Annotated in this window: 21 protein-coding genes; 15 read left to right on the plus strand and 6 right to left on the minus strand. The window is 74.2% G+C overall.

Annotated elements, in window-relative coordinates:
* The first annotated feature begins 47 nt into the window (after positions 1–47).
* The 3 genes from IE182_RS17240 (at position 48) to IE182_RS17250 (ending at position 3,157) form a co-directional block, all read left to right on the plus strand.
* Complete coding sequence (locus IE182_RS17240; RefSeq protein WP_190110711.1) at positions 48–1,031, plus strand: DMT family transporter; 984 nt, start codon at positions 48–50, stop codon at positions 1,029–1,031.
* Positions 1,032–1,135: 104 nt separating this feature from the next.
* Positions 1,136–1,636 (plus strand): inorganic diphosphatase, encoded by a 501-nt coding sequence (locus IE182_RS17245; protein ID WP_190110712.1) that lies wholly within the window; start codon positions 1,136–1,138, stop codon positions 1,634–1,636.
* Between the two features lie 36 nt (positions 1,637–1,672).
* Positions 1,673–3,157, plus strand: coding sequence for a hypothetical protein (locus IE182_RS17250; RefSeq protein WP_190110713.1), 1,485 nt, complete (start codon positions 1,673–1,675; stop codon positions 3,155–3,157).
* Positions 3,158–3,173: 16 nt separating this feature from the next.
* On the opposite strand, the gene ssgD is transcribed toward IE182_RS17250, so the two are convergent.
* Positions 3,174–3,587 carry a spore wall synthesis regulator SsgD gene (ssgD, locus tag IE182_RS17255; RefSeq protein WP_190110714.1) on the minus strand — a complete coding sequence of 138 codons (414 nt, stop codon included), beginning with the start codon at positions 3,585–3,587 and terminating at the stop codon, positions 3,174–3,176.
* A 246-nt stretch (positions 3,588–3,833) separates the two neighbouring features.
* The gene (locus tag IE182_RS17260) at positions 3,834–5,030 is read right to left on the minus strand and encodes a sensor histidine kinase (protein WP_190110715.1); all 1,197 of its coding nucleotides are present in this window, start codon (positions 5,028–5,030) and stop codon (positions 3,834–3,836) included.
* 141 nt (positions 5,031–5,171) lie between these two features.
* Between IE182_RS17260 and IE182_RS17265 the strand changes: the two genes are divergently transcribed.
* Positions 5,172–6,299 (plus strand): WD40/YVTN/BNR-like repeat-containing protein, encoded by a 1,128-nt coding sequence (locus IE182_RS17265; RefSeq protein WP_229844884.1) that lies wholly within the window; start codon positions 5,172–5,174, stop codon positions 6,297–6,299.
* Here the strand turns inward: IE182_RS17265 and IE182_RS17270 are convergent.
* The gene (locus tag IE182_RS17270; protein WP_190110716.1) at positions 6,288–6,587 is read right to left on the minus strand and encodes a YciI family protein; all 300 of its coding nucleotides are present in this window, start codon (positions 6,585–6,587) and stop codon (positions 6,288–6,290) included. The genes IE182_RS17265 and IE182_RS17270 overlap by 12 nt on opposite strands.
* Positions 6,588–6,671: 84 nt before the next feature.
* Between IE182_RS17270 and IE182_RS17275 the strand changes: the two genes are divergently transcribed.
* The 8 genes from IE182_RS17275 (at position 6,672) to IE182_RS17310 (ending at position 15,135) form a co-directional block, all read left to right on the plus strand.
* A complete protein-coding gene (locus tag IE182_RS17275) occupies positions 6,672–7,364 on the plus strand; it encodes an endonuclease V (protein WP_190110717.1) in 693 nt (230 codons plus the stop codon).
* Positions 7,365–7,455: 91 nt separating this feature from the next.
* Positions 7,456–7,917 (plus strand): nuclear transport factor 2 family protein, encoded by a 462-nt coding sequence (locus IE182_RS17280; protein WP_190110718.1) that lies wholly within the window; start codon positions 7,456–7,458, stop codon positions 7,915–7,917.
* Between the two features lie 12 nt (positions 7,918–7,929).
* The gene (locus IE182_RS17285) at positions 7,930–8,928 is read left to right on the plus strand and encodes a dihydrodipicolinate synthase family protein (protein WP_190110719.1); all 999 of its coding nucleotides are present in this window, start codon (positions 7,930–7,932) and stop codon (positions 8,926–8,928) included.
* Positions 8,882–9,262 carry an MmcQ/YjbR family DNA-binding protein gene (locus IE182_RS17290; protein WP_190110720.1) on the plus strand — a complete coding sequence of 127 codons (381 nt, stop codon included), beginning with the start codon at positions 8,882–8,884 and terminating at the stop codon, positions 9,260–9,262. The genes IE182_RS17285 and IE182_RS17290 overlap by 47 nt, the downstream gene beginning before the upstream one ends.
* Before the next feature lie 91 nt (positions 9,263–9,353).
* Complete coding sequence (locus IE182_RS17295; protein ID WP_190110721.1) at positions 9,354–10,502, plus strand: CaiB/BaiF CoA transferase family protein; 1,149 nt, start codon at positions 9,354–9,356, stop codon at positions 10,500–10,502.
* Positions 10,499–11,641, plus strand: a complete 1,143-nt coding sequence (locus tag IE182_RS17300; RefSeq protein ID WP_190110722.1) for an acyl-CoA dehydrogenase family protein — start codon at positions 10,499–10,501, stop codon at positions 11,639–11,641. Before IE182_RS17295 ends, IE182_RS17300 begins: the two co-directional genes overlap by 4 nt.
* 61 nt (positions 11,642–11,702) lie before the next feature.
* Positions 11,703–12,917: an acetyl-CoA C-acetyltransferase gene (locus IE182_RS17305; protein WP_190110723.1), complete on the plus strand. Its 1,215-nt coding sequence runs from the start codon at positions 11,703–11,705 to the stop codon at positions 12,915–12,917.
* A 34-nt stretch (positions 12,918–12,951) separates the two neighbouring features.
* Positions 12,952–15,135, plus strand: coding sequence for a 3-hydroxyacyl-CoA dehydrogenase NAD-binding domain-containing protein (locus tag IE182_RS17310; RefSeq protein ID WP_190110724.1), 2,184 nt, complete (start codon positions 12,952–12,954; stop codon positions 15,133–15,135).
* 52 nt (positions 15,136–15,187) lie between these two features.
* Here IE182_RS17310 and IE182_RS17315 read toward each other — a convergent pair whose 3' ends face one another.
* Both IE182_RS17315 and IE182_RS17320 read right to left on the minus strand, forming a co-directional pair.
* Positions 15,188–15,958: a MerR family transcriptional regulator gene (locus IE182_RS17315; protein WP_190110725.1), complete on the minus strand. Its 771-nt coding sequence runs from the start codon at positions 15,956–15,958 to the stop codon at positions 15,188–15,190.
* 143 nt (positions 15,959–16,101) lie between these two features.
* On the minus strand, positions 16,102–17,619 hold the full coding sequence (locus IE182_RS17320) for a M1 family metallopeptidase (protein WP_190110726.1): 1,518 nt from the start codon (positions 17,617–17,619) through the stop codon (positions 16,102–16,104).
* Positions 17,620–17,875: 256 nt separating this feature from the next.
* Between IE182_RS17320 and IE182_RS17325 the strand changes: the two genes are divergently transcribed.
* Positions 17,876–19,780: a Xaa-Pro dipeptidyl-peptidase gene (locus IE182_RS17325; protein ID WP_229844893.1), complete on the plus strand. Its 1,905-nt coding sequence runs from the start codon at positions 17,876–17,878 to the stop codon at positions 19,778–19,780.
* A 40-nt stretch (positions 19,781–19,820) separates the two neighbouring features.
* Here the strand turns inward: IE182_RS17325 and IE182_RS17330 are convergent, their stop codons facing one another.
* On the minus strand, positions 19,821–20,774 hold the full coding sequence (locus IE182_RS17330) for an FAD-dependent oxidoreductase (RefSeq protein ID WP_190110728.1): 954 nt from the start codon (positions 20,772–20,774) through the stop codon (positions 19,821–19,823).
* A 69-nt stretch (positions 20,775–20,843) separates the two neighbouring features.
* Here IE182_RS17330 and IE182_RS17335 point away from each other — a divergent pair, with 69 nt between their 5' ends.
* Both IE182_RS17335 and IE182_RS17340 read left to right on the plus strand, forming a co-directional pair.
* On the plus strand, positions 20,844–21,437 hold the full coding sequence (locus IE182_RS17335) for a hypothetical protein (RefSeq protein WP_190110729.1): 594 nt from the start codon (positions 20,844–20,846) through the stop codon (positions 21,435–21,437).
* Between the two features lie 49 nt (positions 21,438–21,486).
* On the plus strand, positions 21,487–23,124 hold the full coding sequence (locus tag IE182_RS17340; protein ID WP_190110730.1) for an ABC-F family ATP-binding cassette domain-containing protein: 1,638 nt from the start codon (positions 21,487–21,489) through the stop codon (positions 23,122–23,124).
* Positions 23,125–23,252 lie beyond the last annotated feature (128 nt).

The following is a 23,252-nucleotide window of genomic DNA, read 5'->3' on the forward strand; positions in this document are numbered from 1 at the left end:
AGACCCGAGCCGGACCGCGGCGGCGGAGGCGACTGCAGAGGCCGGTCGTGAGCGCGCTCGTCGCATCGGTGCTGCTGTGCCTGGTGTCCGCAGTCTGCTACGCGGGTGCCGCCATCGTGCAGGAGCGCATTGCCGCAACGAGCGGAGACGGGGCGTACGCCCCCTTACGCCGGGCGGGTTGGTGGGCGGCGGTGGCGCTGACCGGCCTGGGCGCCGGACTGCACGTCGTGGCGCTGGCGTACGGGCCGCTGAGCCTCGTTCAGCCGCTGGGTGCGCTGACCATCGTCTTCGCGCTGCCCATGGCGGCGTGGTTCGTGCACCGCCCCGTCGGTGCGGCCGGCTGGCGCGGGGCGTTCCTCGCCACGGCGGGCCTGGCGGGGCTGCTGAGCCTGACGGGGTCGCCGAGTGAGGAATCCCTCGACGGCACCGAACGTCCCGTGATCGCGGCGGCGGTGCTGGGCGCCGTCGTCCTGCTGGCCGTTGCCGCCCGCTGGGTGCGCCGGCCGGTCGTGCGGGGCGTGGTGCTGGCCACGGCGGCCGGCGCCGCCTTCGGCATGGGCTCGGTCTTCACCAAGGCCGTGGCCGACGACTGGACCGCGCACGACGCGGACCTCGTCTCCCTGCTGCCGAGCCTGGGCGTCATCGCGCTCCTGGCCTCGGCCGGCATGCTGCTCTCCCAGGCGTCCTACCGGGGCGCGGGCCTGGCCGCCCCGCTGGCGACGCTGACCGTGGTCAACCCCGTGGTGGCCGCGGCCGTCGGCATCGTGGCACTGGGCGAGGCGTTCCGCTACGGTCTGGCCGGCGGCCTGCTGGCGGGCGCCGCGGGTGCGGTGGCGGCGGCCGGAGTGGTGACCCTGACACTGCAGAATGCGGCCAGGACCGCGGACCCGCACGCCCACGTGATGAACGCCCCCGGCACCGATGCGGTAGGCACCCCCGCAGCCGATGACGTAGCGACGCCCCGGGTGCCCGGCGCACGGCGGCCCGGCTCGTGTCTGGTTTCCACCCGTTCGGGCCCGAAGTCCGGCTGAACGAGGGCCCGCAGCGGCCGATCGGGCCCGCCCGACGCGCCATGGCGCCCGCGGGGCGGGACGCGCCACCATGGTGATCCGGCCAACCCCCCGGAGGAGCCACCGTGGACTTCGACGTCGTCGTGGAGATCCCGCAAGGCAGCCGCAACAAGTACGAGATGGACCACGAGACGGGGCGCATCCGCCTCGACCGGATGCTGTTCACCTCCACCCGCTACCCCGCCGACTACGGCTACATCGACGGCACGCTCGGCGCCGACGGCGACCCCCTCGACGCCCTCGTGCTGGCCGGCGACCCCACCTTCCCCGGCATCGTGATCCGCTGCCGTGCGATCGGCATGTTCCGGATGCGCGACGAACAGGGAGAGGACGACAAGGTGTTGTGCGTGCCGTCCGGTGACCCCCGCCACGAGCACGTGCGCGACCTCAGACACCTGCCCGAGTTCGACCGGCTGGAGATCCAGCACTTCTTCGAGGTCTACAAGGCGCTCGAACCAGGCAAGTCCGTCGCCTCCGCCTGCTGGGCCGGCCGGGACGCCGCCCTTGCCGAGATCGTCGCCTCCCGCGTGCGTGCCGGACGGGCGGGCGAGAGCGCGCCCTGGTGACGCGGTGGCGGGCCCCTCGTGCGGTAGGACGGGGGCATGGCAACGACCCGGACCCCCGCGCCCGCCGCCACCGGTGCCCCGCCCGCAGCCCGCCGCGCCGCTCCCCTGGTGGCCGTCGCCGTCGCCTTCGCGATCATCCAACTGTGCTGCGCCGTCGCCCGCATGGACCTCGGCTGGGACGAGACCGTCTACCTCTCCCAGGTCGACCCCCGCAACCCCGCCGCCTACTTCAGCGCGCCCCGCTCACGCGGCATCACCTTCCTCGTCGCCCCCGTCGTCGCCGTCACCTCCTCGACCACCGTCCTGCGCGTGACGCTGGCGCTGCTCTCCTCGGCCGCCCTGTACGCCGCCTTCGCGGTCTGGAAGCCGCTGCTCGGCCCGGGCCGCGCCGCCCTCGCGGCCCTGCTCTTCGCCGGCCTGTGGATCACCGTGCTCAGCGGGCCCGAGGTCATGCCCAACCTCTGGGTGGCGCTCGCCTCCGTCGCCACCGTGGGCTGGTTCCTACGGGCCTGCACCGACGGTCCCGGCCGCCGCAGGGCCCTGGCGGCCCTCGCCGCCGCGCTCGCAGCCGTCGGCCTGCTGCGCGCCCCCGACGCCGGATGGCTCGCCCTGCCCCTGCTGGCCGCCTGTGCGACCGTGCCGCCCCGGCGGCGCCCCGGCACCGTGGCCGCGGTCCTCGGCGGACTCGTGCTGGGCTGTGCGCAGTGGGTGGCCGAGGCGTACGCACGGTTCGGCGGCATCGGCCGGCGGCTGTCCGTCTCCAGCGGCACGGAGGGCGGCATGGGTGCGCACCCCGGTGCCGGGCTGCGGGCCGCCTACCGGGCCCTCAACGGCCCCCAGCTCTGCCGCCCTTGCCACATCGCGGGCCCCTCCCTCACCCACTCCCTGTGGTGGCTGCTGCTGCCCGCGCTCACCGCGGCGGCCTGCGTCCTCGCCGTCACCGGCCGCCGCCGCGCCGGGCCCGCGGCCGTCACCCTGCTGCCCGTGGCCTGCGCGCTCGCCCTCGCCGCGCCCTACCTGCTGCTGCTCGACTACGCCGCGCCGCGCTTCCTGCTGCCCGCCTACGCCCTGCTCGCCCTGCCGGTGGCGGCCGCGGCGGCCGGGGCGGTCCGGGCCGTGCGCAGCGCCCGTGCCCGGCTCGCCGTGACCGCCCTGCTGACCGCCGTCCTGGGCGCGCACCTCACCGTGCAGTTCGAGGAATTGCGGGCGAACACCGCCGACGCCCGCGACACCACCGTGCGTTACCGCCGCGCGGCAGGGGAACTGGGCCGCCTCGGCCTGACGGCCCCCTGCCTCGTCACCGGCCCGCGCGCGCAGCCCGTCGCCTACGAGGCGGGCTGCGCCTCCGCCCAGATCGCGGGCAACAACCGTTCGCACACTGCTGCCGACATCGTCCGCAGGGCCTCCCGTATCCCGACGGCACTTCTGTTCGACACCAAGGACCCGTACCTGCCGTCCTATGCGCGCGCGTGGCATCCCCACGCCCTGCCGGGCACCGACTGGGTCGCGTACCTGCCCTGAGCCCGAAGCCCCGGCCTCACGCCTGCCGCAGCAGCGCGGCCAGGTCGCTGTCGACGTCGAGCTGGCCGCCCTCGCCGCCCGCCGGGACCAGGGCGTACGAGCGCGCCAGGAACGAGCGCAGCTCCGGGGTGTCGATCTGCACCATGGCGACCCCCTCCCGGGCGTGGAACTCCAGCACCGTGCGGTGCGGCCCGCAGGGCCAGACCCGCACGTCGCCGCCGCCCGCGGAACGCAGCAGTCCGCGCGCCAGCAGGTCGCGTGCGAAGGCCCATTCGACCTCGGCGCCGTCGAGGGAGGCCGCCGGCGGGAAGGCGATGCGGACGGCGAAGGGGTCGGTGCGCTCGTAGCGCAGGTGCGCGGGGACCGCCCGGGACGGCGGAGCCGACGCGATGATCCGTGCCTGGACAGGCTGTTCGATGACAGTGGACAACGCCAGCTCCCTTGCGATTGTTTTCCGGGTGGTGCGCTTCCGTACCGCGTGCGGCGTGTGCTGCTACGACTTCGACCGCTGCTACTTCTTCGACTTCTTCGACTTCTTCGACGGGTGAGACGGTCGATCGATCGCGGTAGTGCACATGAATCCAGCGTGAGCTGCGTCACTGCCCTTGAGAAAGAAGACATTTGCCTTCGAGGTCTATGAACTCGAAGGAATATGGCCAAGTATGGGCGGAACCGCTCAACGAGCGACCGGCAGTACCGCCAGTACCTCCCAACCGCCCCCGCCGGCCGGGCCGGCCGTCAGGGAACCGCCGATGGCCTTCGTGCGCTCGCCGAGGCCGACGAGTCCCAGCCCGCCGCCGTCCGCGGGGGAGCGCGGACCGGGCGGGTGCGCACGATCACCGTCGTTGTGAACGGACACGAAGAGCCTTTCCCCGGAACGCCGCAGAGTCACCTCCACGGCGTGGGCGGCGGGACTGTGCCGGGCCACGTTGGCCAGCCCCTCGCCGACGATGCGGTGCACGGACGCCGCCAGCTCCGGGGCGAGTCCCGCACCGAAGCCGGGGTGGACGTCCAGCGTGACGCGCGTGCCCGGGTGGGCGGCGCGGAAGCCGTCGACCAGGTCGGCCGTGCGGTCCAGCCCCGGCAGCGGCCCGCGGTGCGCCCGGTCCTGCCGCAGCACCGCCAGCAGCCGCCGGGCGGAGGTCATCGCCTCGTCGCCCGCCTCCTGGATGTCGCGCAGCGACGCCGCCACGCGCTCGTCCTGCGCCAGCGAGCCGGTGGCCTTGGCCAGCAGGGTCATCGCGGCCACGTGGTGGGCGACGAAGTCGTGGAGCTCGCCCGCCAGCTCCCGCCGTTCGGCGTCACGGGCCGCGGCCACCGCCCGGGCGCGCTCGACGTCGCGGTGGCGCAGGCACAGGCCCAGCGCCGTCACCCCCGTGACCGCGAGCGCGTAGGCGACCACCGTGGTGCTCAGCGCCTGCGCGTCCCGCGCGGGCGCGGCCGCCACACCCACGGCCAGCGCGGCGCCCAGCGGCACCGCCGCCCGCACGGGGACGCGCCAGGCGACGAAGCCCAGCAGCACCAGCAGGGCGGCGCTCTCGGTGAGCCCCCGGGCGGGCACGGGCCGCCCGGCCGCCAGCAGACAGCCGGTCGCCGACCAGGACACCGCCACCGCTGCCGCCGCCCGCGTGGCCAGCCGGCCCCACGGCAGGAGGCAGGCCGCCACCAGCAGCCCGGCCACCCACACCACCCACGACGCGTGGTGGCCGCCCGGCGGGTCCGGGTAGCCCTCCGTGCGGCCGAGCACCCGGCCCTCGGCCACCCACAGCGCGGCCAGCGCCGCGAGCAGCCAGCCGCGGCCGCGCACCGGCCGGCACCGTCCGGCGAACGGCCGCGGCGACGACGGCAGGGACGGCACGGGGAGCTGGGTCATCCCGCCACGCTAGGCGGCGCCGCCCCGGTGCCGTATCGCCCGTCCGGCCACCGGCCCCCGGCCGAAAGGATGAAAAAGTGACGTTCTCTGTCCGTAGACGTCCCGACCCGGCCTCCGCTAGCTTCCGCGCTCATGGACCGCATGGGGAACACGAGAGTCACAGGGGCGGCACGCGGGCGCGGCACGGGCGGGGCGCTGCGCCTCCTGCTCGCCGGGGCGTGCGCGGCCGTCCTCGCGCTGGCCGGAACGGCGCCTGCGCACGCGGGGTCGCACTCCGTGCCGAAGGGCCCGTCCTGGGAGGAGAAGAAGAGCGGCAGTGACGCGCGCTTCCGGGGGCTCGCGGCCGTGAGCCGCACCACCGCGTGGGTGGCGGGCACGAAGGGCACTGTCCTGCTCACCCGGGACGGAGGGCGCGGCTGGCGAAACGTCTCGCCGCCGGGTGCGGCGGGGCTGGAGTTCCGCGACGTGGCCGCGTTCGACGCGCGGCACGCGGTCGTCCTGGCCATCGGCGAGGGCGAGGCGTCGCGGATCCTGCGCACGGACGACGGCGGGACCACCTGGAGTGAAGCGTTCCGGAACACCGACCCGCGGGCCTTCTACGACTGCGTGACCTTCTTCGACCGCCGCCACGGCATAGCCGTCGGCGACCCCGTCGACGGCAGGTTCCGTGTCCTCGCCACCGGGGACGGCGGCCGCAGCTGGCGGCCGACGTCCCCCGACGGGATGCCCGCCGCGCTGCCGGGAGAGGCGGCGTTCGCCGCGAGCGGCCAGTGCGCGGTGAGCTCCGGCCCCCGGGACGCCTGGATCGCCACCGGCGGCGGGCCCGTCTCCCGGATCCTGCACTCCGCCGACCGGGGCCGCACCTGGACCGCCGCCGAGGCGCCGCTGCCGGCCGGCGACGCCGCCCGCGGCGTCTTCGGGCTCGCCTTCCGCGACCGCAGCCACGGCCTGGCCGTCGGCGGCGACTACCGCGCCGGAGCCTCCTCGCCGCGCGCCGCCGCCCGCACCGCGGACGGCGGGGCCGCCTGGAACACGGCCGTCCGCCCGCCCGCCGCCTACCGCTCGGGCGTCAGCTGGCTGCCCCACAGCCGCACCACGGCCCTCGCCGTCGGCCCCACCGGCAGCGAGATCACCACCGACGGCGGCCGCGGCTGGCGCGCCTTCGACACCGGTTCGTACGACACGGTCGACTGCGCCCCCGACCGTGGCTGCTGGGCAGCGGGGGAGAAGGGGCGCGTCGCCCGGCTGGCACCGGGCTCAGGACGGTAGCTCCTGGCGGTACTGCTCCAGCGCCGGGGCGGTCTTCGTCGCGACGAACTCCGTGACCGTGTACTCGCACACCCCGGCCACGGTGAACGGGTCGCTGCGCGTGATCTCCTCGACCTTCGCCCGGTCCTCGCCGAGGGCGATGATGATCCCGCCGTCGCGGGGCACCTTGCGGCCGGCCGCGATGAAGACGCCCGACGCCATGTGCGCGTCCAGCCAGGCCACGTGTTCGTCGAGTGCGGCGTCGATCCGCTCGATGGGGGCGATGTAAGTGAGTTCCAGTACGAACATGATCGACAGGCTACGCCGCCGGCCGGCGGGCCGGGGTGCCCGCCGACCGGCGCGCCGCGCCCGCCCCGTAGCGTGGGGGCCACCATGACTGACGCACATTTCGACCTGCCGGCCGACTGGCCCACCACGGAGGCGGAAGCGGCCGCCGTCCAGGACGAGTTGCGGGGGCGGGTGATCCTCGACGAGCCGGGTCCGGTGCCCGGCGAGCCCCTGCTCGTGGCCGGGGTGGACGTCGCCTACGACGACGGGCGCGACGTCGTCGCGGCCGCCGCCGTCGTGCTCGACGCGCTCACCCTCGACGTCGTCGCCGAGGCCACGGCCACCGGCCGGGTGTCCTTCCCGTACGTTCCCGGCCTGCTCGCCTTCCGGGAGGTCCCCGCCGCGCTCGCCGCCCTCGGCCGCCTCCCCGTCACCCCCGGGCTGGTCGTCTGCGACGGCTACGGGCTCGCCCACCCGCGCCGGTTCGGCCTCGCCGCCCACCTCGGCGTGCTGACCGGCCTGCCCACGATCGGCGTCGCCAAGAACCCCTTCACCTTCCGCCACGAGGCCCCCGGCCCCGAGCGCGGCGACGCCTCCCCGCTGCTCGACGGCGACGAGGAGGTCGGCCGCGCCCTGCGCACCCGGCAGGGCGTCAAACCCGTGTTCGTCTCGGTGGGCCACCGCGTCGGACTCGACCGGGCGTGCGCCCACACCCTGGGGCTCTCCCCCCACTACCGCCTCCCGGAGACCACCCGCGCCGCGGACTCCCTCTGCCGCCGCGCCCTGGCCGCCGGCTGAGAGCCCGTGGCGTGCCGCGGGGTTGCGCGGTCGCAGGGCGGGAAGCTTTCCCGGGACACCCCGGCGGCGGCATGGGAGAGGCGGGCGGCGCATGAGCGACGGAAGCGGTTCCGAGGCGCAGGCGGGCACCATCACCGCGTGGATCACCTCGGCCACCGAGAAGGACGTGGGCAAGTTCCTGTCCTGCTTCACCGAGGACGTCGTCGACGAGGACGTGCCGACCGGGCGGGTGCTGCGCGGCCACGGCGAGCTGGCCGCCGAGTTCACCGCATGGGTGGGCGCGGTGCCCGACTGCACCCGACAGGAGCGCAGCCGCCTGGTGAGCGGGGACCGGGCCTCGGTGGAATGGGCCGTCACGGGCACCCTGCGGCACGCCTTCGGGAAGCTGGACTTCCCGCAGGCGCTCGGCAGGTCCTTCGCCTATCCCGGCGTGGCCTTCCTGGAGTTCGCCCCCGACGGCCGCATCCGCCGGGTCAAGACGTACTGGGACCTCACCCGTCTGCTGTTCCAGCTGGGGCTGCTGACGGCCGACTCGGTCGGCAGGACGGCCTGAGGGGGCGTCACCATGCCGCTCTCCGCGCCCCTGACCGGTGTCGTGCCCCCGCTGTGCACCCCGCTCACGCCCGCCGGGGACGTCGACCTCCCCTCACTCGCCACCCACGTCGAACACCTGATCGCGGCCGGGGTGAGCGGGGTCTTCGCCCTCGGCACGAGCGGTGAAGCGGCCCATCTGAGCGATGCCCAGCGCCGTACGGTGGTGCGCGCCACGGCCGATGCCGTCGCCGGCCGGGTGCCCGTGCTGGCCGGGGTCATCGACATGACCACCGCCCGCGTCCTCGACCAGGCGCGCGCCGCCGCCCGACTCGGCGCGGACGCGCTCGTCGCCACCGCGCCCTTCTACGCCGGCACCCACCCGGCCGAGGTCGCCGACCACTTCCGGCGCGTCCGGGGCGCCACCGGCCTGCCCCTGATCGCCTACGACATCCCCTCCCACGTGCACACCAAGCTCGACGCGCGGACGCTGCTCGCCCTGGCCGGGGACGGCACCCTGGCCGGCCTCAAGGACAGCAGCGGGGACCTCGGCGCCCTGCGCGGCCTCCTCGTCGCCCTGCGGGCCCGCGGCCTCGACCGCACCTTCGCCGTCCTCACCGGTTCCGAGCTGACGGTCGACGCGGCGCTGCTGGCGGGCGCCCACGGCGTCGTTCCGGGCCTGGGCAACGTCGACCCGGCGGGCTACGTCCGGCTGTACGAGCACGCCCGTGCCGGACGCTGGGCCGAGGCGGCGGCCGAACAGGACCGGCTGGCCGCGCTGTTCGCCCTGGTGGAAGCGGGGGATCCGGGCGCGATGAGCGGGAGCGCGGCGGCGCTGGGCGGCTTCAAGGCGGCGCTGCGGGAGCTGGGCGTCATCGACTGCGCGAGGACGGCCGCACCGCAGACGCCGCTGCCGGCCGCGGCGGTGGCGGTGGTGCGACAGCTGCTGGTGGAGGGCGGTTTGCTGGCGGGGGACAATCCACCTCATGGACCCGAAAGCCGGCCCCCTGGCCACCCGCAGGCGCATCCGTGACTTCGCCCTCTCCCTCCCCGGAGCCGTCGAGGAGTTCCCCTGGGGCGACGACGCCGTCGTCAAGGTGAACAAGAAGATCTTCGTCTTCCTCGGCGAGGAGGGGAACGCCGCCTCCCCCGCCATCTCCGCCAAGCTCAAGGACGAGGAGGCCCACGGCCACGCCCTCGCCGTCCCCGGCGCCGCGCCCACCGGATACGGGCTGGGCCGCTCCGGCTGGGTGAGCATCCCGCTCACCGACCCCGACACGCCCGCGGAGCTGCTCTGCGACTGGGTCGAGGAGAGCTACCGCACCATCGCCCCCAAGCGCCTCGTCGCCGAACTCGACGCGCGCTGACGGCCGGCAGGGCTTGTGGTCGGTGGAACGCGTTCTTAACATCACGAGTGTTACAGCGGTTATGTCATAGCGCATCGGACGTGGGGGCCGCATGGCAGGCACAGGGAACGGTCCGCTCGCGGGGGTGCGCGTGGTCGAGCTCGCGGGGATCGGGCCGGGCCCGTTCGCCGCGATGCTGCTCGCCGACCTCGGCGCCGACGTCGTCCGCGTCGACCGGCCCGGCGGCCAGGCGCTGCACATCGACCCGGCCCACGACATCACCAACCGCAACAAGCGCTCGGTCCTCGTCGACCTCAAGAGCGAGGACGGCCCCGGCACCGTGCTCGCGCTCGCCGAGCGGGCCGACGTCCTCATCGAGGGCTACCGCCCCGGCGTCGCCGAGCGCCTGGGCGTCGGCCCCGCCGACGCCCTCGCCCGCAACCCCGCCCTCGTCTACGGGCGGATGACCGGCTGGGGACAGGACGGCCCGCTGGCCCACTCCGCGGGCCACGACATCGGCTACATCGCCGTCACCGGCGCCCTCGGCATGACCGGCCCCGCCGACGGCCCGCCCTGCGCCCCGGCCAACCTCCTGGGCGACTACGCCGGGGGCTCCCTCTACCTCGTCATCGGCGTCCTCGCCGCCCTCCAGCACGCCCGCACCACCGGAGCCGGCCAGGTCGTCGACGCCGCCATCGTCGACGGCACCGCCCACCTCACCGCCATGCTGCACGGCATGCTGGCGGCCGGCGGCTGGCAGGACCGGCGGGCGGCCAACCTCCTCGACGGCGGCGCGCCCTTCTACGGCACCTACGAGACCTCCGACGGCGGCCACATGGCCGTCGGCGCGCTGGAGCCCCGCTTCTGGGCCGAGTTCACCCGGCTCCTGGGCATCGAGGAGGCCGCCCCGGCCCGCGACGACCCCGCCCGCTGGGACGAGCTGCGCACCACGATCGCCGACCGCTTCCGCCGCCGCACCCGCGCCGAGTGGACGGCGGTGTTCGAGGGCTCGGACGCGTGTGTGGCGCCCGTCCTGTCGCTGCGCGAGGCCCCCGGGCACCCGCACCTCGCCGCCCGCGCGACCTTCACCGACCACGACGGCATCACCCAGCCCGCCCCCGCCCCGCGCTTCTCCGCCACCCCCGGATCGCTGCGCCGCCCGCCTGCCCGGCCGGGGGCCGACACCGCCGAGGTCGCCCGCGACTGGGACGTTCCCGGCCTCGGACGGCCCGAGCGCCAGAAAGGCAGTCAGAATCGATGAAGCGTCAGATCTTCGGTGCCGATCACGAAGCCTTCCGCCGCACCGTGCGCACCTTCCTGGACAAGGAGGTCGTCCCGCACCACGAGCGCTGGGAGCAGGACGGCATCGTCCCCCGCGACGCCTGGCTGGCGGCCGGCCGGCAGGGGCTGCTCGGGATCGCCGTGCCCGAGGAGTACGGCGGCGGGGGCAACGACGACTTCCGCTACAGCGCCGTGCTCACCGAGGAGTTCACCCGCGCCGGCGCCTCCGGCCTCGCGATCGGCCTGCACAACGACATCATCGGCCCCTACCTGACCTCCCTCGCCACCGACGAACAGAAGCGCCGCTGGCTCCCCGGCTTCTGCACGGGCGAGACCATCACCGCCATCGCCATGACCGAGCCCGGCGCCGGATCGGACCTGCAGGGCATCCGCACCACGGCAGAGGACCGCGGCGACCACTGGCTGCTCAACGGCTCCAAGACCTTCATCTCCAACGGCATCCTCGCCGACCTGGTCGTCGTCGTGGCACGGACGACGCCCGAGGGCGGCGCGAAGGGCCTGAGCCTGTTCGTGGTCGAGCGGGGCACGCCGGGCTTCGAGCGCGGCCGCAACCTCGACAAGATCGGGCAGAAGGCCCAGGACACCGCCGAGCTGTTCTTCGACGACGTGCGCGTGCCCAAGGAGAACCTCCTCGGCGAGCGGGACGGAGCGTTCGTCCACCTCATGACCAACCTCCCGCAGGAGCGGCTGAGCATCGCCGTCGCCGCGATCGCCGGCGCCGAGCACCTGCTGGAGACGACCACGCAGTACGTCAAGGAGCGCGAGGCGTTCGGCCGGCCGCTGGCGAAGCTCCAGCACATCCGCTTCGAGATCGCCGAGATGGCCACCGAGTGCGCCGTCACCCGCACCTTCCTCGACCGCTGCATCACCGACCACGACCGGGGCGAGCTCGACGCCGTGCACGCCTCGATGGCCAAGTGGTGGGCCACCGAGCTGCAAAAACGCGTCGCCGACCGGTGCCTGCAACTGCACGGCGGATACGGCTACATGAGCGAGTACCGCGTCGCCAAGGCGTTCACCGACGGCCGGATCCAGACGATCTACGGTGGTACGACGGAGATCATGAAGGAGATCATCGGCCGCTCCCTGCTGTCCTGAGCCACCGCCCCGCGGGCCCCGCAGTCCTCCCCCTCTCCCCCCCCCCGAAAGGCTTCCGACCTTGAGCACCGAAGCGTACGTCTACGACGCGATCCGCACCCCGCGCGGGCGCGGCAAGGCCAACGGCGCACTGCACGGCACCAAGCCCATCGACCTCGTCGTCGGCCTCATCCACGAGCTGCGCCGCCGCTTCCCGGACCTGGACCCGGCCGCGATCGACGACATCGTGCTCGGCGTCGTCAGCCCCGTCGGCGACCAGGGCTCCGACATCGCCCGCATCGCCGCCATCGCCGCGGGCCTGCCCGACACCGTGGCCGGCGTCCAGGAGAACCGGTTCTGTGCCTCGGGCCTGGAGGCCGTCAACCTCGCCGCCGCCAAGGTCCGCTCCGGCTGGGAGGACCTCGTCCTCGCCGGTGGCGTGGAGTCGATGTCCCGGGTGCCCATGGCCTCGGACGGCGGCGCCTGGTTCGCGGACCCGATGACCAACTTCGACGTCAACTTCGCGCCCCAGGGCATCGGCGCCGACCTGATCGCCACGCTGGAGGGCTTCTCCCGGCTCGGCGTCGACACCTTCGCCGCCCGCTCCCAGGAGCTGGCCGCCGCGGCCTGGAAGGACGGCCGCTTCGAGCGCTCCGTGGTGCCGGTGCGCGACCGCAACGGCCTGGTCGTCCTCGACCGCGACGAGCACCTGCGCCCCGGCACCACCGCCGAGTCGCTCGCCGCGCTCAAGCCCTCCTTCGCGGCCATCGGCCACCAGGGCGGCTTCGACGCCGTGGCGCTGCAGCAGTACCACTGGGTCGAGAAGATCGACCACGTCCACCACGCGGGCAACTCCTCCGGCATCGTCGACGGCGCCGCCCTCGTCGCCATCGGCAGCCGTGAGGTCGGCGAGCGCTACGGCATGCGCCCGAGGGCCCGGATCGTCTCCGCCGCCGTCTCCGGCTCCGAGCCCACCATCATGCTCACCGGCCCTGCCCCCGCCACCCGCAAGGCCCTGGCCAAGGCCGGGCTGACCATCGGCGACATCGACCTGATCGAGATCAACGAGGCGTTCGCGGCGGTGGTGCTGCGCTTCGCCAAGGACATGGGCATCGGCCTGGACCGGATCAACGTCAACGGCGGGGCCATCGCCATGGGCCACCCGCTGGGGGCCACCGGCGCGATGCTGCTCGGCACGGTCGTCGACGAACTGGAACGGCAGGACAAGCGGTACGGGCTGGTCACGCTGTGCGTGGGCGGCGGCATGGGTATCGCCACGGTCGTCGAGCGCGTCTAGCCGCTTCCCTTCACTCCCTGGAGACTCCGAGAAAATGAGCCAGCCCACCACCATCCGCTGGGAGCAGGACGGCGACGGCGTCGTCACCCTCGTCCTCGACGACCCCCGGCAGTCCGCCAACACCATGAACGACGCCTTCAAGGCGTCCCTCACCGCGGTCGCCGACCGCCTGGAGGCCGAGCTGGAGGCGGACCCGGCGTCCGTCCGGGGCGTCATCGTCACCTCCGCCAAGAAGACGTTCTTCGCCGGCGGCGACCTGCGCGAGCTGATCGCCGCCACGCCCGCCGACGCCCGGCGCGTCTTCGAGGCCGGCATGACCGTCAAGCGCGACCTGCGCCGCATCGAGACCCTGGGCATCCCCGTCGTCGCCGCCCTGGGCGGTGCCGCCCTCGGCGGCGGGTACGAGATCGCCCTCGCCTGCCACCACCGCATCGCCCTCGACGCACCCGGCACGAAGATCGGCCTGCCCGAGGTCACCCTCGGCCTGCTGCCCGGAGGCGGCGGGGTCACCCGCACCGTACGGCTCCTCGGCATCACGGACGCCCTGCTGAAGGTGCTCCTCCAGGGGACGCAGTACGACGCGCGGCGGGCCCTGGAGGCCGGCCTGATCCACGAGGTGGCGACCCACCCCGGGGAACTCCTCACCAAGGCCCGCGCCTTCATCGACGCCCACCCGCAGGCGCAGCAGCCCTGGGACGTCAAGGGGTACAAGATCCCCGGCGGTACCCCGGCCAGCCCGCGCTTCGCGGCCAACCTGCCGGCCTTCCCGGCCACCCTCAAGCAGCAGACCGGCGGCGCGCCCTACCCGGCCCCGCGCAACATCCTCGCCGCCGCCGTCGAGGGCTCGCAGGTCGGCTTCGAGACCGCGCAGGTCATCGAGGCCCGCTACTTCACCGAGCTGGTCACCGGGCAGACCGCCAAGAACATGATCCAGGCGTTCTTCTTCGACCTGCAGGCCGTCAACTCCGGCGCCAGCCGCCCCGCCGGCATCGAGCCGCGCACCGTCCGCAAGGTCGCGGTGCTCGGCGCCGGCATGATGGGCGCGGGCATCGCCTACGCCTGCGCGCGGGCCGGCATCGAGGTCGTGCTCAAGGACGTCTCGGTGGAGAACGCCCGCAAGGGCAAGGCGTACTCCGAGGGCCTCCTCGCCAAGGCGCTGGCCAAGGGCCGTACGACCGAGCAGAAGCGCGACGAGCTCCTCGCCCGGATCACGCCGACCGCCGACGCCGCCGACCTGGCGGGCTGCGACGTCGTCATCGAGGCCGTCTTCGAGGACCCGGCGCTCAAGCACAAGGTCTTCCAGGAGATCGAGCACGTCGTCGAGCCGGACGCGCTGCTGTGCTCCAACACCTCCACGCTGCCCATCACCCTGCTCGCCGAGGGCGTCGAGCGGCGGGCCGACTTCGTCGGACTGCACTTCTTCTCGCCCGTCGACAAGATGCCGCTGGTGGAGATCATCAAGGGCGAGCGGACCGGGGACGAGGCCCTGGCCCGGGCGTTCGACCTGGTGCGGCAGATCCGCAAGACGCCGATCGTGGTCGGCGACTCGCGCGGTTTCTTCACCTCGCGCGTCATCGGACGGTTCATCAACGAGGGCGTCGCCATGATCGGCGAGGGCGTCCCCGCCGCCTCCGTCGAGCAGGCCGCCGCCCAGGCCGGCTACCCGGCGAAGGTGCTCTCCCTGATGGACGAGCTGACCCTCACCCTGCCGCGGAAGATCCGCGACGCGTCGAAGCGGGCGGCGGAGGAGGCCGGCGGCGTCTGGGAGCCCCACCCGGCGGAGGCGGTCATCGACCGCATGGTCGGGGAGTTCGGCCGCACCGGCCGCAGCGGCGGCGCCGGCTTCTACGACTACGACGGGGACGGCCGGCGCACCGGGCTGTGGCCGGGCCTGCGCGAGCACTTCGCGCAGGAGGGCGCCCCGGTCCCGTTCGCCGACATGAAGGAGCGCATGCTCTTCGCGGAGGCGCTGGACACCGTCCGCTGCCTGGAGGAGGGCGTGCTGACCTCGGTCGCCGACGCCAACATCGGCTCGATCCTGGGCATCGGCTTCCCCGGCTGGACCGGTGGCGCGCTGCAGTACGTCAACGGCTACGAGGGCGGCCTGCCCGGCTTCGTAGCACGGGCCCGCGAGCTGCAGGCGGCGTACGGCGAGCGGTTCGCGCCGCCCGCCCTGCTGCTGGAGAAGGCGGAGAAGGGCGAGACCTTCACCGACTGACCGCCCGGAGTGCGAGCGAGGCGGGAGGGGGCCCGGCGGCAGCCGCCGGGCCTCAGCCCCCGTACGTCGCCCGGAGCTCCTGCTTGAGCGACCGCTGGAACGCCGTCACCAGCGCCTGCACCACCAGCGGCTGCATGTGGGCGGACAGCGACTTCATCGCCTCCACCTCCGCGGGGTCGCTCTCCTGCTCGCGGTAGGGCCCCCACACCTCGTCGTGGAAGAGCCGCGTCAGCTCCCGGGCCGTCGAACGGGCGTGCTCCAGCAGGACCGTGCGGGCCGCCAGGAGCGTCTCCAGTGCGATCGGCACGTCCAGCAGCTGCACCCCCAGCCCCAGCAGCCCCGGGTCCACCCGGAAGGTCTCGGAGCCCTCGGAGCCCTCGGCGTCCGTGCCCCGCTCCAGCACGTTCATCGCGGCCAGCCGGTCGATGTCCGCCTCGGTCAGGGGCCGCCCGGCCCGCCGCTCCAGCCGCTCGCGCGTGGTCTCCTCGGCCCCGTCCGGCGTCCAGGAGGCCACCAGCGCGCGGTGGATGGCCAGGTCGTGGGCGCTCAGGTCGTCCGGGAGGCCCCGCACGTAGCGCTCGATGGCGGCCAGCGTCAGGCCCTGGTGCTGCAGCTCCTCGATCAGCGCCAGCCGCGAGAGGTGGCCGGGCCCGTAGCGGCCCACCCGGCGCGGGCCGAGCTCGGGCGGGGGCAGCAGGCCGCGGGTGCCGTAGAAGCGCACCGTGCGGACGGTCACCCCGGCGCGGGCGGCCAGCTCGTCGACCGTGAGGCGCACGTCCGCCGCGTCCGCGGTGTCCGCTGCGTTCCCGGCGGATGTCTCCATCGGCGGTGCCTCGCTTCCTGTCACGCCCTACGGGCCCAACAGTATTGCTGTGCCACCACTGCTGTGAAACCTTCCCCGGGTCCGTGCACAGGGCAAAGGGCCCGTCGCCGTGGCCGACGGGCCCTTTTCCGCGGGTGCGGTGGTCAGTGCCGGTGGGCGGCCTGCGCCTCCTGGATCTTCTTCCAGGACTTGGGCTCGGCGGCCTTGCCGGTCAGGGACTTGCTCGCCTTGCCCGTGGCGGGCTTGCCGATGCCGTCCTTGGCGGCCACGGCCGCGCTCGGCTTGGAGTCCGTGAACAGCCAGGTGTCGAAGAACTTCTGCAGCGGCTTGCCGGAGGTCTTCTCGGCGAACGTCACGAAGTCCTGCACCGAGCCGTTGCCGAACTTGTTGTCCGTCTGCCAGCCCTTGAGGATCTTGAAGAAGGCGGCGTCGCCGACCTTGTTGCGCAGCGCCTGGAGGGTGATGGCGCCGCGCTGGTAGACCGCGCTGTGGAACTGGTTCTGCGCCCCGGGGTCACCCGGCTTGACCTTCCAGAAGTCGTTGTCCGCCGGGACGGTGGCGTAGACGTAGTCGGCGAGCTCCTGGGCGGTGCCCTCGCCCTCCTTCTCCGACCACAGCCACTGCGCGTAGGTGGCGAAGCCCTCGTTGACCCAGATGTCGCGCCAGTTCTTCACCGAGACGTTGTCGCCGAACCACTGGTGGGCGAGCTCGTGCACGACCAGCGAGGTGTTGGCGCCGTTGGCGAAACCGGACGGGCTGTAGTACGGGCGGGTCTGCGTCTCCAGCGCGTAGCCGGTCTTGACGTTGGGGACGTAGCCGCCGATGGCGTTGAAGGGGTAGGGCCCGAAGACCTTGGACTCCCAGTCGATGATCTCGGCGGAGCGCTCGACGCTCGCCTTGGCCGAGGCGAGGTTGTCGCCCAGGTCCTTGCTGTAGGCGTTGAGGACCGGCAGGCCGTCGGCCGTCTTGTCGGTGGTGATGTCGAACTTGCCGATGGCCAGCGTCGTCAGGTAGCTCGCCTGCGGCTTGGTGGCGCGCCAGTTGTAGCGCGTCCAGCCCAGCTTGGAGGTCTGCGACTTCAGCTCGCCGTTGCTGACGGTCTGCAGGCCGTCCGGCACCGACACCGAGATGTCGTACGTGGCCTTGTCCCGCGGGTGGTCGTTGCTGGGGAACCACCAGACGGCGGCCTCCGGCTCGTTGGCCACGACCGCGCCGTCCGGAGTGCGCTGCCAGGCGGAGAAGCCGTCGATCTTCACCTGCGAGGGGATGTCGCTGTAGCGCACCACCACGGTGATCTGCTTGCCCTTGGGCAGGGGCGCGAAGGGCGTGATCTCCAGTTCCTGCGCACCCGACTTGGTGAACTGGGTGGGCTTGCCGTTGACCAGGACCTCGCTCACCTTGAGCGCGAAGTCGAGGTTGAAGCGGGACAGGTCCTGGGTGGTGGTGGCGGTGATGGTCGCCGTGCCCTCCAGCCTGTCCGTCGCCGGCTGGTACTTCAGGCGCAGGTCGTAGTGGGAGACGTCGTAACCGCCGTTGCCGGACGCGGGGTAGTAGGAGTCCCCGGCGCTGGGAGCGCCCGGTGTGGCGTCGGCGGCCGACGCCGGGACCGCCAGCATCAGGAAGGCGGCTGCCGCGCTCGGAACGATGAGTCTGTGACGCACGAGTCACTCCCAACTCGTAGGGGGCGAAAGATCAATCGCAGCCTATGTACTCATCGGCGGTACGGGTATGTCCATGCCTTATCCCGACATCCGATCGACATGTGCCCGTCACGAGACGCCTCGTGAGGCGCAGGTCCCACCGCCTTTCCCCTTCTGCCCGGGAGTCGGCCGCGCTACCGTCCCCGCCGTGCCCATACGCGCGGGGAACGCCCGCATACCCTGGACGACGTCCGTACTGGCGGCCCTGGCCGCCCTGATGGCGGTGCTGCTCGTGCCACCGGGCGCCGCCCACGCCACCGGTGGCGTGAAACCGCCGGACGAGAGCAGACCCGTGTACTCCTACGACCGTGCCGTGCGCGAGTCCGTGTGGGTGGACACCCGCCTCGACGGTGACGGCGACGGACGCACCGACCGGGTGGCCGTCGACATCGTCCGGCCCCGGGAAGCCGCCGAAGCGGGCCGCAAGGTGCCCGTCATCATGGACGCCAGCCCGTACTACTCCTGCTGCGGGCGCGGCAACGAAAGCCAGAAGAAGACCTACGACGCCCAGGGGAACCCGCGTCAGTTCCCCTTGTACTACGACAATTTCTTCGTGCCGCGCGGCTATGCGGTCGTCCTCGTCGACCTGGCCGGAACGAACCGTTCCGACGGCTGCGTCGACGTCGGCGGCCGCTCCGACATCCAGTCCGCCAAGGCCGTCGTCGACTGGCTGAACGGCCGCGCCCGCGGCTACACCTCGCGCACCGGACAGGACGGGAGCACGGCCGGCTGGACCACCGGGGCCGTCGGCATGATCGGCAAGAGCTACGACGGCACCGTCGCCAACGGCGTCGCCGCCACCGGGGTCGAGGGCCTGCGCACCATCGTCCCCATCGGCGCCATCAGCTCCTGGTACGACTACTACTTCGCCAAGGGCGCCGCCCTCTTCGACAGCGGCCCCGACGGCCTCGCGGACCGCGTCGAGAGCACCGAGGCGCGCGGCCGCTGCCAGGCCGTGCAGCGCCGGCTCGTCGAGGGCGCGCCGCGCAACGGCGACTGGACGCCCCTGTGGAGCGAGCGCGACTACGTCAAGGACGCCCACAAGGTGCGCGCCAGCGTCCTGGCCGTGCACGGCATGCAGGACCTCAACGTCCGCACCAAGCACTTCGGCCAGTGGTGGGACGCGCTCGCCGCCCAGGGCGTCGAGCGCAAGGTGTGGCTGTCGCAGACCGGGCACGTCGACCCGTTCGACTTCCGCCGCGACGCCTGGGTGCGCACCCTGCACCGCTGGTTCGACCACCACCTCCTCGGCTACGACAACGGCATCGAGCGCGAGCCGATGGCCGACGTCGAGCGCGCCCCCGGCCAGTGGTCCACCGACCGCTCCTGGCCCCCGCGCGACACCCTGACCACCACCCTGCGCCCCGCCGCCGGCACCGCCCCGGGCGTCGGCACGCTGGGCCTCGCACCCGCACCGCCCGGAGCCACCGAGACCTTCACCGACGACCCGCGGCTCAGTGAGAGCGACTGGGCGGCGCACCTCGACGAAAGCACGCCGTCCAAGGCCGGCTTCACCACCCGCCCGCTCGCGCGCGACCTGCGCCTGTCCGGCTCCTCGACGGTGCGGCTGACGGTCACGCCCTCCACCGCCTCGGCGCACCTGTCGGCCGTGCTCGTCGACCTCGGCCCCGCCACCATCCGCGACTACGCCGGGCGGGGCGAGGGCATCCGCACCCTGACCGACCGCACCTGCTGGGGCAGCGGCACCCCCGCCGACACCGGCTGCTTCCTGAGCACCGCAGCGGACACCAAGGACGTCGGCCACACCGTCGTCAGCCGCGGCTGGGCCGACCTCGGCCACTACGCGAGCCGCGGCCGCGGCGGCCCGGTCACACCCGGCAAGCCCTACACCCTCACCCTCGACCTGGCCGCCACCGACCATGTCGTACCGGCCGGCCACCGCCTCGCCCTCGTCGTGGCCGGCACGGACGCCGGCCTCATCGAACCGGCCCCCTCCACCCCGCGCCTGACCCTCGACCTCAGCCGCACCTCGGCGAGCCTCCCGCTCGTCGGCGGCTACGCGGCCTTCGTCCGCGCCACGCACGGCGGCCCGCGCGCGTACGACCGGACGGACACCCTGCCGCCCGGTCTGCGCCCGCCCGCCCTCACGCACCTGCCCTGAACGGCACGGGGCTCCTCCCACCGGGGAGCCCCGGCCCCGGTCAGCCCTCGGCCAGGTCCGCGGCCTCCAGCGCACAGCCCCAGGAGACCGTGACGCCCGCGCCGCCGTGGCCGTAGTTGTGCACCAGCAGGCCGCCGCCCGGCAGCCGCTCCGCCTCCAGCCGGACGCGCGGGCGCGCCGGGCGCAGGCCCACGCGGTGGCCGAGCACCCGGGCCCGGCCGAGGCCGGGGAAGACGCGCGAGCACCGGCTGATGATCGCCTGGGCCGTGCACGGCGAGGGCGTACGGTCCCACACGTGCGCGCGGGCGGTGCCGCCGAGCACGACGCCGTACGGCTGCGGGAGCACGTACACCGTGTCCGCCCGGCCCTCCGCCGCGACCGTGAACCACTCCTCCACGCCCGGGTCCTCGACGATCACCAGCTGCCCGTGCACCGGATGGACCGAGGGGTCGGGCACCAGGTCCCGGGCCCCCAGCCCCGTGCAGTTGACGACCGTGCGGGCCGTGCGGGCCACCTGGGCCAGCGAGGACACCCGGCGCACGCTGACCGTGCCGCCGGCCGCGGCCAGCCGCCGCTGCAGGTAGTCCAGGTGCGCCGGCATGTCGATCAGCGGAAGCCGGGCCCGCACCCCGCGGTCCCACCCGCGCGGCACCTCGCCCGCCCCGGCCCCCCGCAGCCCCGGCACCCGGGCCGCCCACGCCCCCAGCTCCGCCGGGACCACACCCGCGTGGACGCCGCCGACCATGCGCACCCCGGTCTCCGCGGGCCGCGCGGCCAGCCCCGTCAGCACCGCCAGCGAACGCAGCGCCCACTGCCCGGCCGCCTCCCGCGGCTCGATGCAGTACGGCCACCACAGCCCCCCGGCCAGCGCCGACGTGGTCTCCGCGGACGGCGAGCGGGTCCACACCTCGACCTCGCGCCCCCGCTCCGCCAGCACGATCGCACTGGTCAGCCCGGTGACTCCGGCACCGACCACGATCACATCGCTTGCCATGGGCCGACGGTACAGCCGAAAACACCGCCGCCGGGTCGGAAGCGGCACACCGGTGGGAATACTGCCGGCATGGGGGCGGGAAGGGAGCACACGACCCGCGTGCCGGGGCCAACTCCGCGGTGCGTGCTGCTCGTCGGGCCGCGCGTCGCCTTCCTCGCCCGCCTCGCGGCCACCCTCCGGGCCGGCGGCACGGGCGCCGACATCACCCGGGACGCGGCCCTCGCGCACGCGGACGAGCTCCGCGGGTACGGGGCCGTCGCCTTCGACCGCACCACCGGCGCGGAGGAGCGGGCAGCGGTGCGCGCCGCGTTCGCCGCCGCCGGCTCCCGCGCCGTCTTCGTCGAGTCGCCGGCGCCGCTCGTGGCCGTCCTCGCCGCCCAGCTGGAACAGGCGCTGCAGCCACGGGCCGGCGGCCGGCGCCGGCTGGCCGGGCTGAGCGCGGAGCCGGGCCGGGCCCTGGTGGAGGTGGCGGTGGCGTGCCGGGTACGGGTGACGGGCCACGGCACGTCACGCCTGCGCCGCCCCCGCGCCCGCGACCTCTTCGACGAGCGGCTGCCACCGGGCACGCACCCGGTCCCGCTCGGGGCCCGCACCACCTACGTCGTGGCCCGTACGTACGGCGAGGTGCTGGTCACGGCGGTGCCGGCGGGCCGGGCGCCCTGAGGAAATCCGGTTCGGCCGACGGCGGCGCAGAAGCTACAGTCGTGGTCCCATGAGTGCCACTCTCGTCGCCAAGGACCTCGCCGCCGGACACGGCGACCGCACCCTCTTCTCCGGGCTCGACCTCGTCGTCGCCCCGGGTGAGGTCATCGGTCTCGTCGGAGCCAACGGCGCCGGGAAGTCCACCCTGCTGCGTCTGCTCGCCGGCCTCGCCGTGCCCGACGAGGGCACGCTGCGGACCAGCCCGCCGACCGCCACCGTCGGCCACCTCCCGCAGGAACCCGAGCGGCGGGACGGCGAGAGCGTGCGCGCCTTCCTCGGCCGCCGCACCGGCGTCACCGCCGCCCAGGCCGAGCTCGACGCCGCGACGCAGGGGCTCGTCGACGGCACGCCCGGCGCCGACGACGCCTACGCCGTCGCCCTCGACCGCTGGCTCGGCCTCGGCGGCGCCGACCTCGACGAGCGGGCGGAGGAGGTCGCCGGTTCCCTCGGCCTCACCGTCGGTCTGGACCGGCCCATGACCAGCCTCTCCGGCGGGCAGGCCGCCCGCGCCGGCCTCGCCAGCCTGCTGCTGAGCCGCTACGACGTCTTCCTCCTGGACGAGCCCACCAACGACCTCGACCTGGACGGCCTGGCGCGCCTGGAGGACTTCGTCACCGGCCTGCGCGCCGGCACCGTCCTCGTCAGCCACGACCGCGAGTTCCTGGCCCGCACCGTGGACAAGGTCCTCGAACTGGACCTCGCCCAGCAGCAGGTCAACCTCTACGGCGGCGGCTACACCGCCTACCTGGAGGAGCGCGAGACCGCCCGGCGCCACGCCCGCGAGGCGTACGAGGAGTACGCCGACACCCGCTCCTCGCTGGAGGCCCGCGCCCGCACCCAGCGGAACTGGATGGAGAAGGGCGTCCGCAACGCCCGTCGCAAGTCCACCGACAACGACAAGATCGGCCGCAAGCTGCGGGCCGAGTCGACCGAGAAGCAGGCTGCCAAGGCCCGCCAGACGGAGCGCCTCATCGAGCGGCTGGACGTCGTCGAGGAGCCCCGCAAGGAGTGGGAGCTGCGCATGGAGATCGCCGCCGCGCCCCGCTCGGGCGCGGTGGTGGCCACCCTGCGGGGCGCGGTGGCGCACCGGGGTTCCTTCGCCTTCGGCCCCGTCGACCTGCAGATCGACTGGGCCGACCGGGTCGCCATCACGGGCGCCAACGGCTCGGGCAAGTCCACGCTGCTCGCCGCCCTGCTCGGCAGGCTGGAGCTGGCGGAGGGCAGTGCGGCGCTGGGCCCCGGCGTGGTCGTGGGCGAGGTGGACCAGGCCCGCGGCCTCTTCTTCGGCACCGAGACGCTGCTCGACGCCTTCGGCGCGGCGGTCCCGGAGCAGACGCCCGCGGACGTGCGCACCCTGCTGGCGAAGTTCGGTCTCAAGGCGGACCACGTGCTGCGGTCCGCGGCGACCCTCTCACCGGGCGAGCGCACCCGCGCGGCGCTGGCGCTCCTGCAGGCCCGCGGCGTGAACCTCCTCGTTCTCGACGAGCCCACGAACCACCTCGACCTGCCGGCGATCGAACAGCTGGAGTCGGCGCTGGAGTCGTACAACGGGACGCTGCTGCTGGTGACGCACGACCGCCGCATGCTCGACGCGGTGGCGACGACCCGACGCCTTGAGGTGACCGAGGGGCGCGTGACGGAACGCTGACGGTCCGGGCTGCGCCCCGGACCGCGGTGGCCTCAAACGCCGGCCGGGCTGGATCTGCCGCCGGTTCGGGGCATCACATCAGCTCGCCCGGGGGCACCTCCCAGCGGTGGCTGGGGGAGCTTGAGGAC

The sequence above is a fragment of the Streptomyces cinnamoneus genome, assembly GCF_014650495.1.
Taxonomy (GTDB): Bacteria; Actinomycetota; Actinomycetes; order Streptomycetales; family Streptomycetaceae; genus Streptomyces; species Streptomyces cinnamoneus.

Coding starts and splice junctions, on each gene's coding strand:
- IE182_RS17295 (WP_190110721.1), top strand. CDS start 9,354: ATGGCAGGCACAGGGAACGGTCCGCTCGCGGGGGTGCGCGTGGTCGAG.
- IE182_RS17310 (WP_190110724.1), top strand. CDS start 12,952: ATGAGCCAGCCCACCACCATCCGCTGGGAGCAGGACGGCGACGGCGTC.
- IE182_RS17315 (WP_190110725.1), bottom strand. CDS start 15,958: ATGGAGACATCCGCCGGGAACGCAGCGGACACCGCGGACGCGGCGGAC.
- IE182_RS17285 (WP_190110719.1), top strand. CDS start 7,930: ATGCCGCTCTCCGCGCCCCTGACCGGTGTCGTGCCCCCGCTGTGCACC.
- IE182_RS17335 (WP_190110729.1), top strand. CDS start 20,844: ATGGGGGCGGGAAGGGAGCACACGACCCGCGTGCCGGGGCCAACTCCG.
- IE182_RS17330 (WP_190110728.1), bottom strand. CDS start 20,774: ATGGCAAGCGATGTGATCGTGGTCGGTGCCGGAGTCACCGGGCTGACC.
- IE182_RS17340 (WP_190110730.1), top strand. CDS start 21,487: ATGAGTGCCACTCTCGTCGCCAAGGACCTCGCCGCCGGACACGGCGAC.
- IE182_RS17260 (WP_190110715.1), bottom strand. CDS start 5,030: ATGACCCAGCTCCCCGTGCCGTCCCTGCCGTCGTCGCCGCGGCCGTTC.
- IE182_RS17250 (WP_190110713.1), top strand. CDS start 1,673: ATGGCAACGACCCGGACCCCCGCGCCCGCCGCCACCGGTGCCCCGCCC.
- IE182_RS17270 (WP_190110716.1), bottom strand. CDS start 6,587: ATGTTCGTACTGGAACTCACTTACATCGCCCCCATCGAGCGGATCGAC.
- IE182_RS17280 (WP_190110718.1), top strand. CDS start 7,456: ATGAGCGACGGAAGCGGTTCCGAGGCGCAGGCGGGCACCATCACCGCG.
- IE182_RS17325 (WP_229844893.1), top strand. CDS start 17,876: ATGGCGGTGCTGCTCGTGCCACCGGGCGCCGCCCACGCCACCGGTGGC.
- IE182_RS17275 (WP_190110717.1), top strand. CDS start 6,672: ATGACTGACGCACATTTCGACCTGCCGGCCGACTGGCCCACCACGGAG.
- IE182_RS17300 (WP_190110722.1), top strand. CDS start 10,499: ATGAAGCGTCAGATCTTCGGTGCCGATCACGAAGCCTTCCGCCGCACC.
- IE182_RS17265 (WP_229844884.1), top strand. CDS start 5,172: ATGGGGAACACGAGAGTCACAGGGGCGGCACGCGGGCGCGGCACGGGC.
- IE182_RS17290 (WP_190110720.1), top strand. CDS start 8,882: ATGGACCCGAAAGCCGGCCCCCTGGCCACCCGCAGGCGCATCCGTGAC.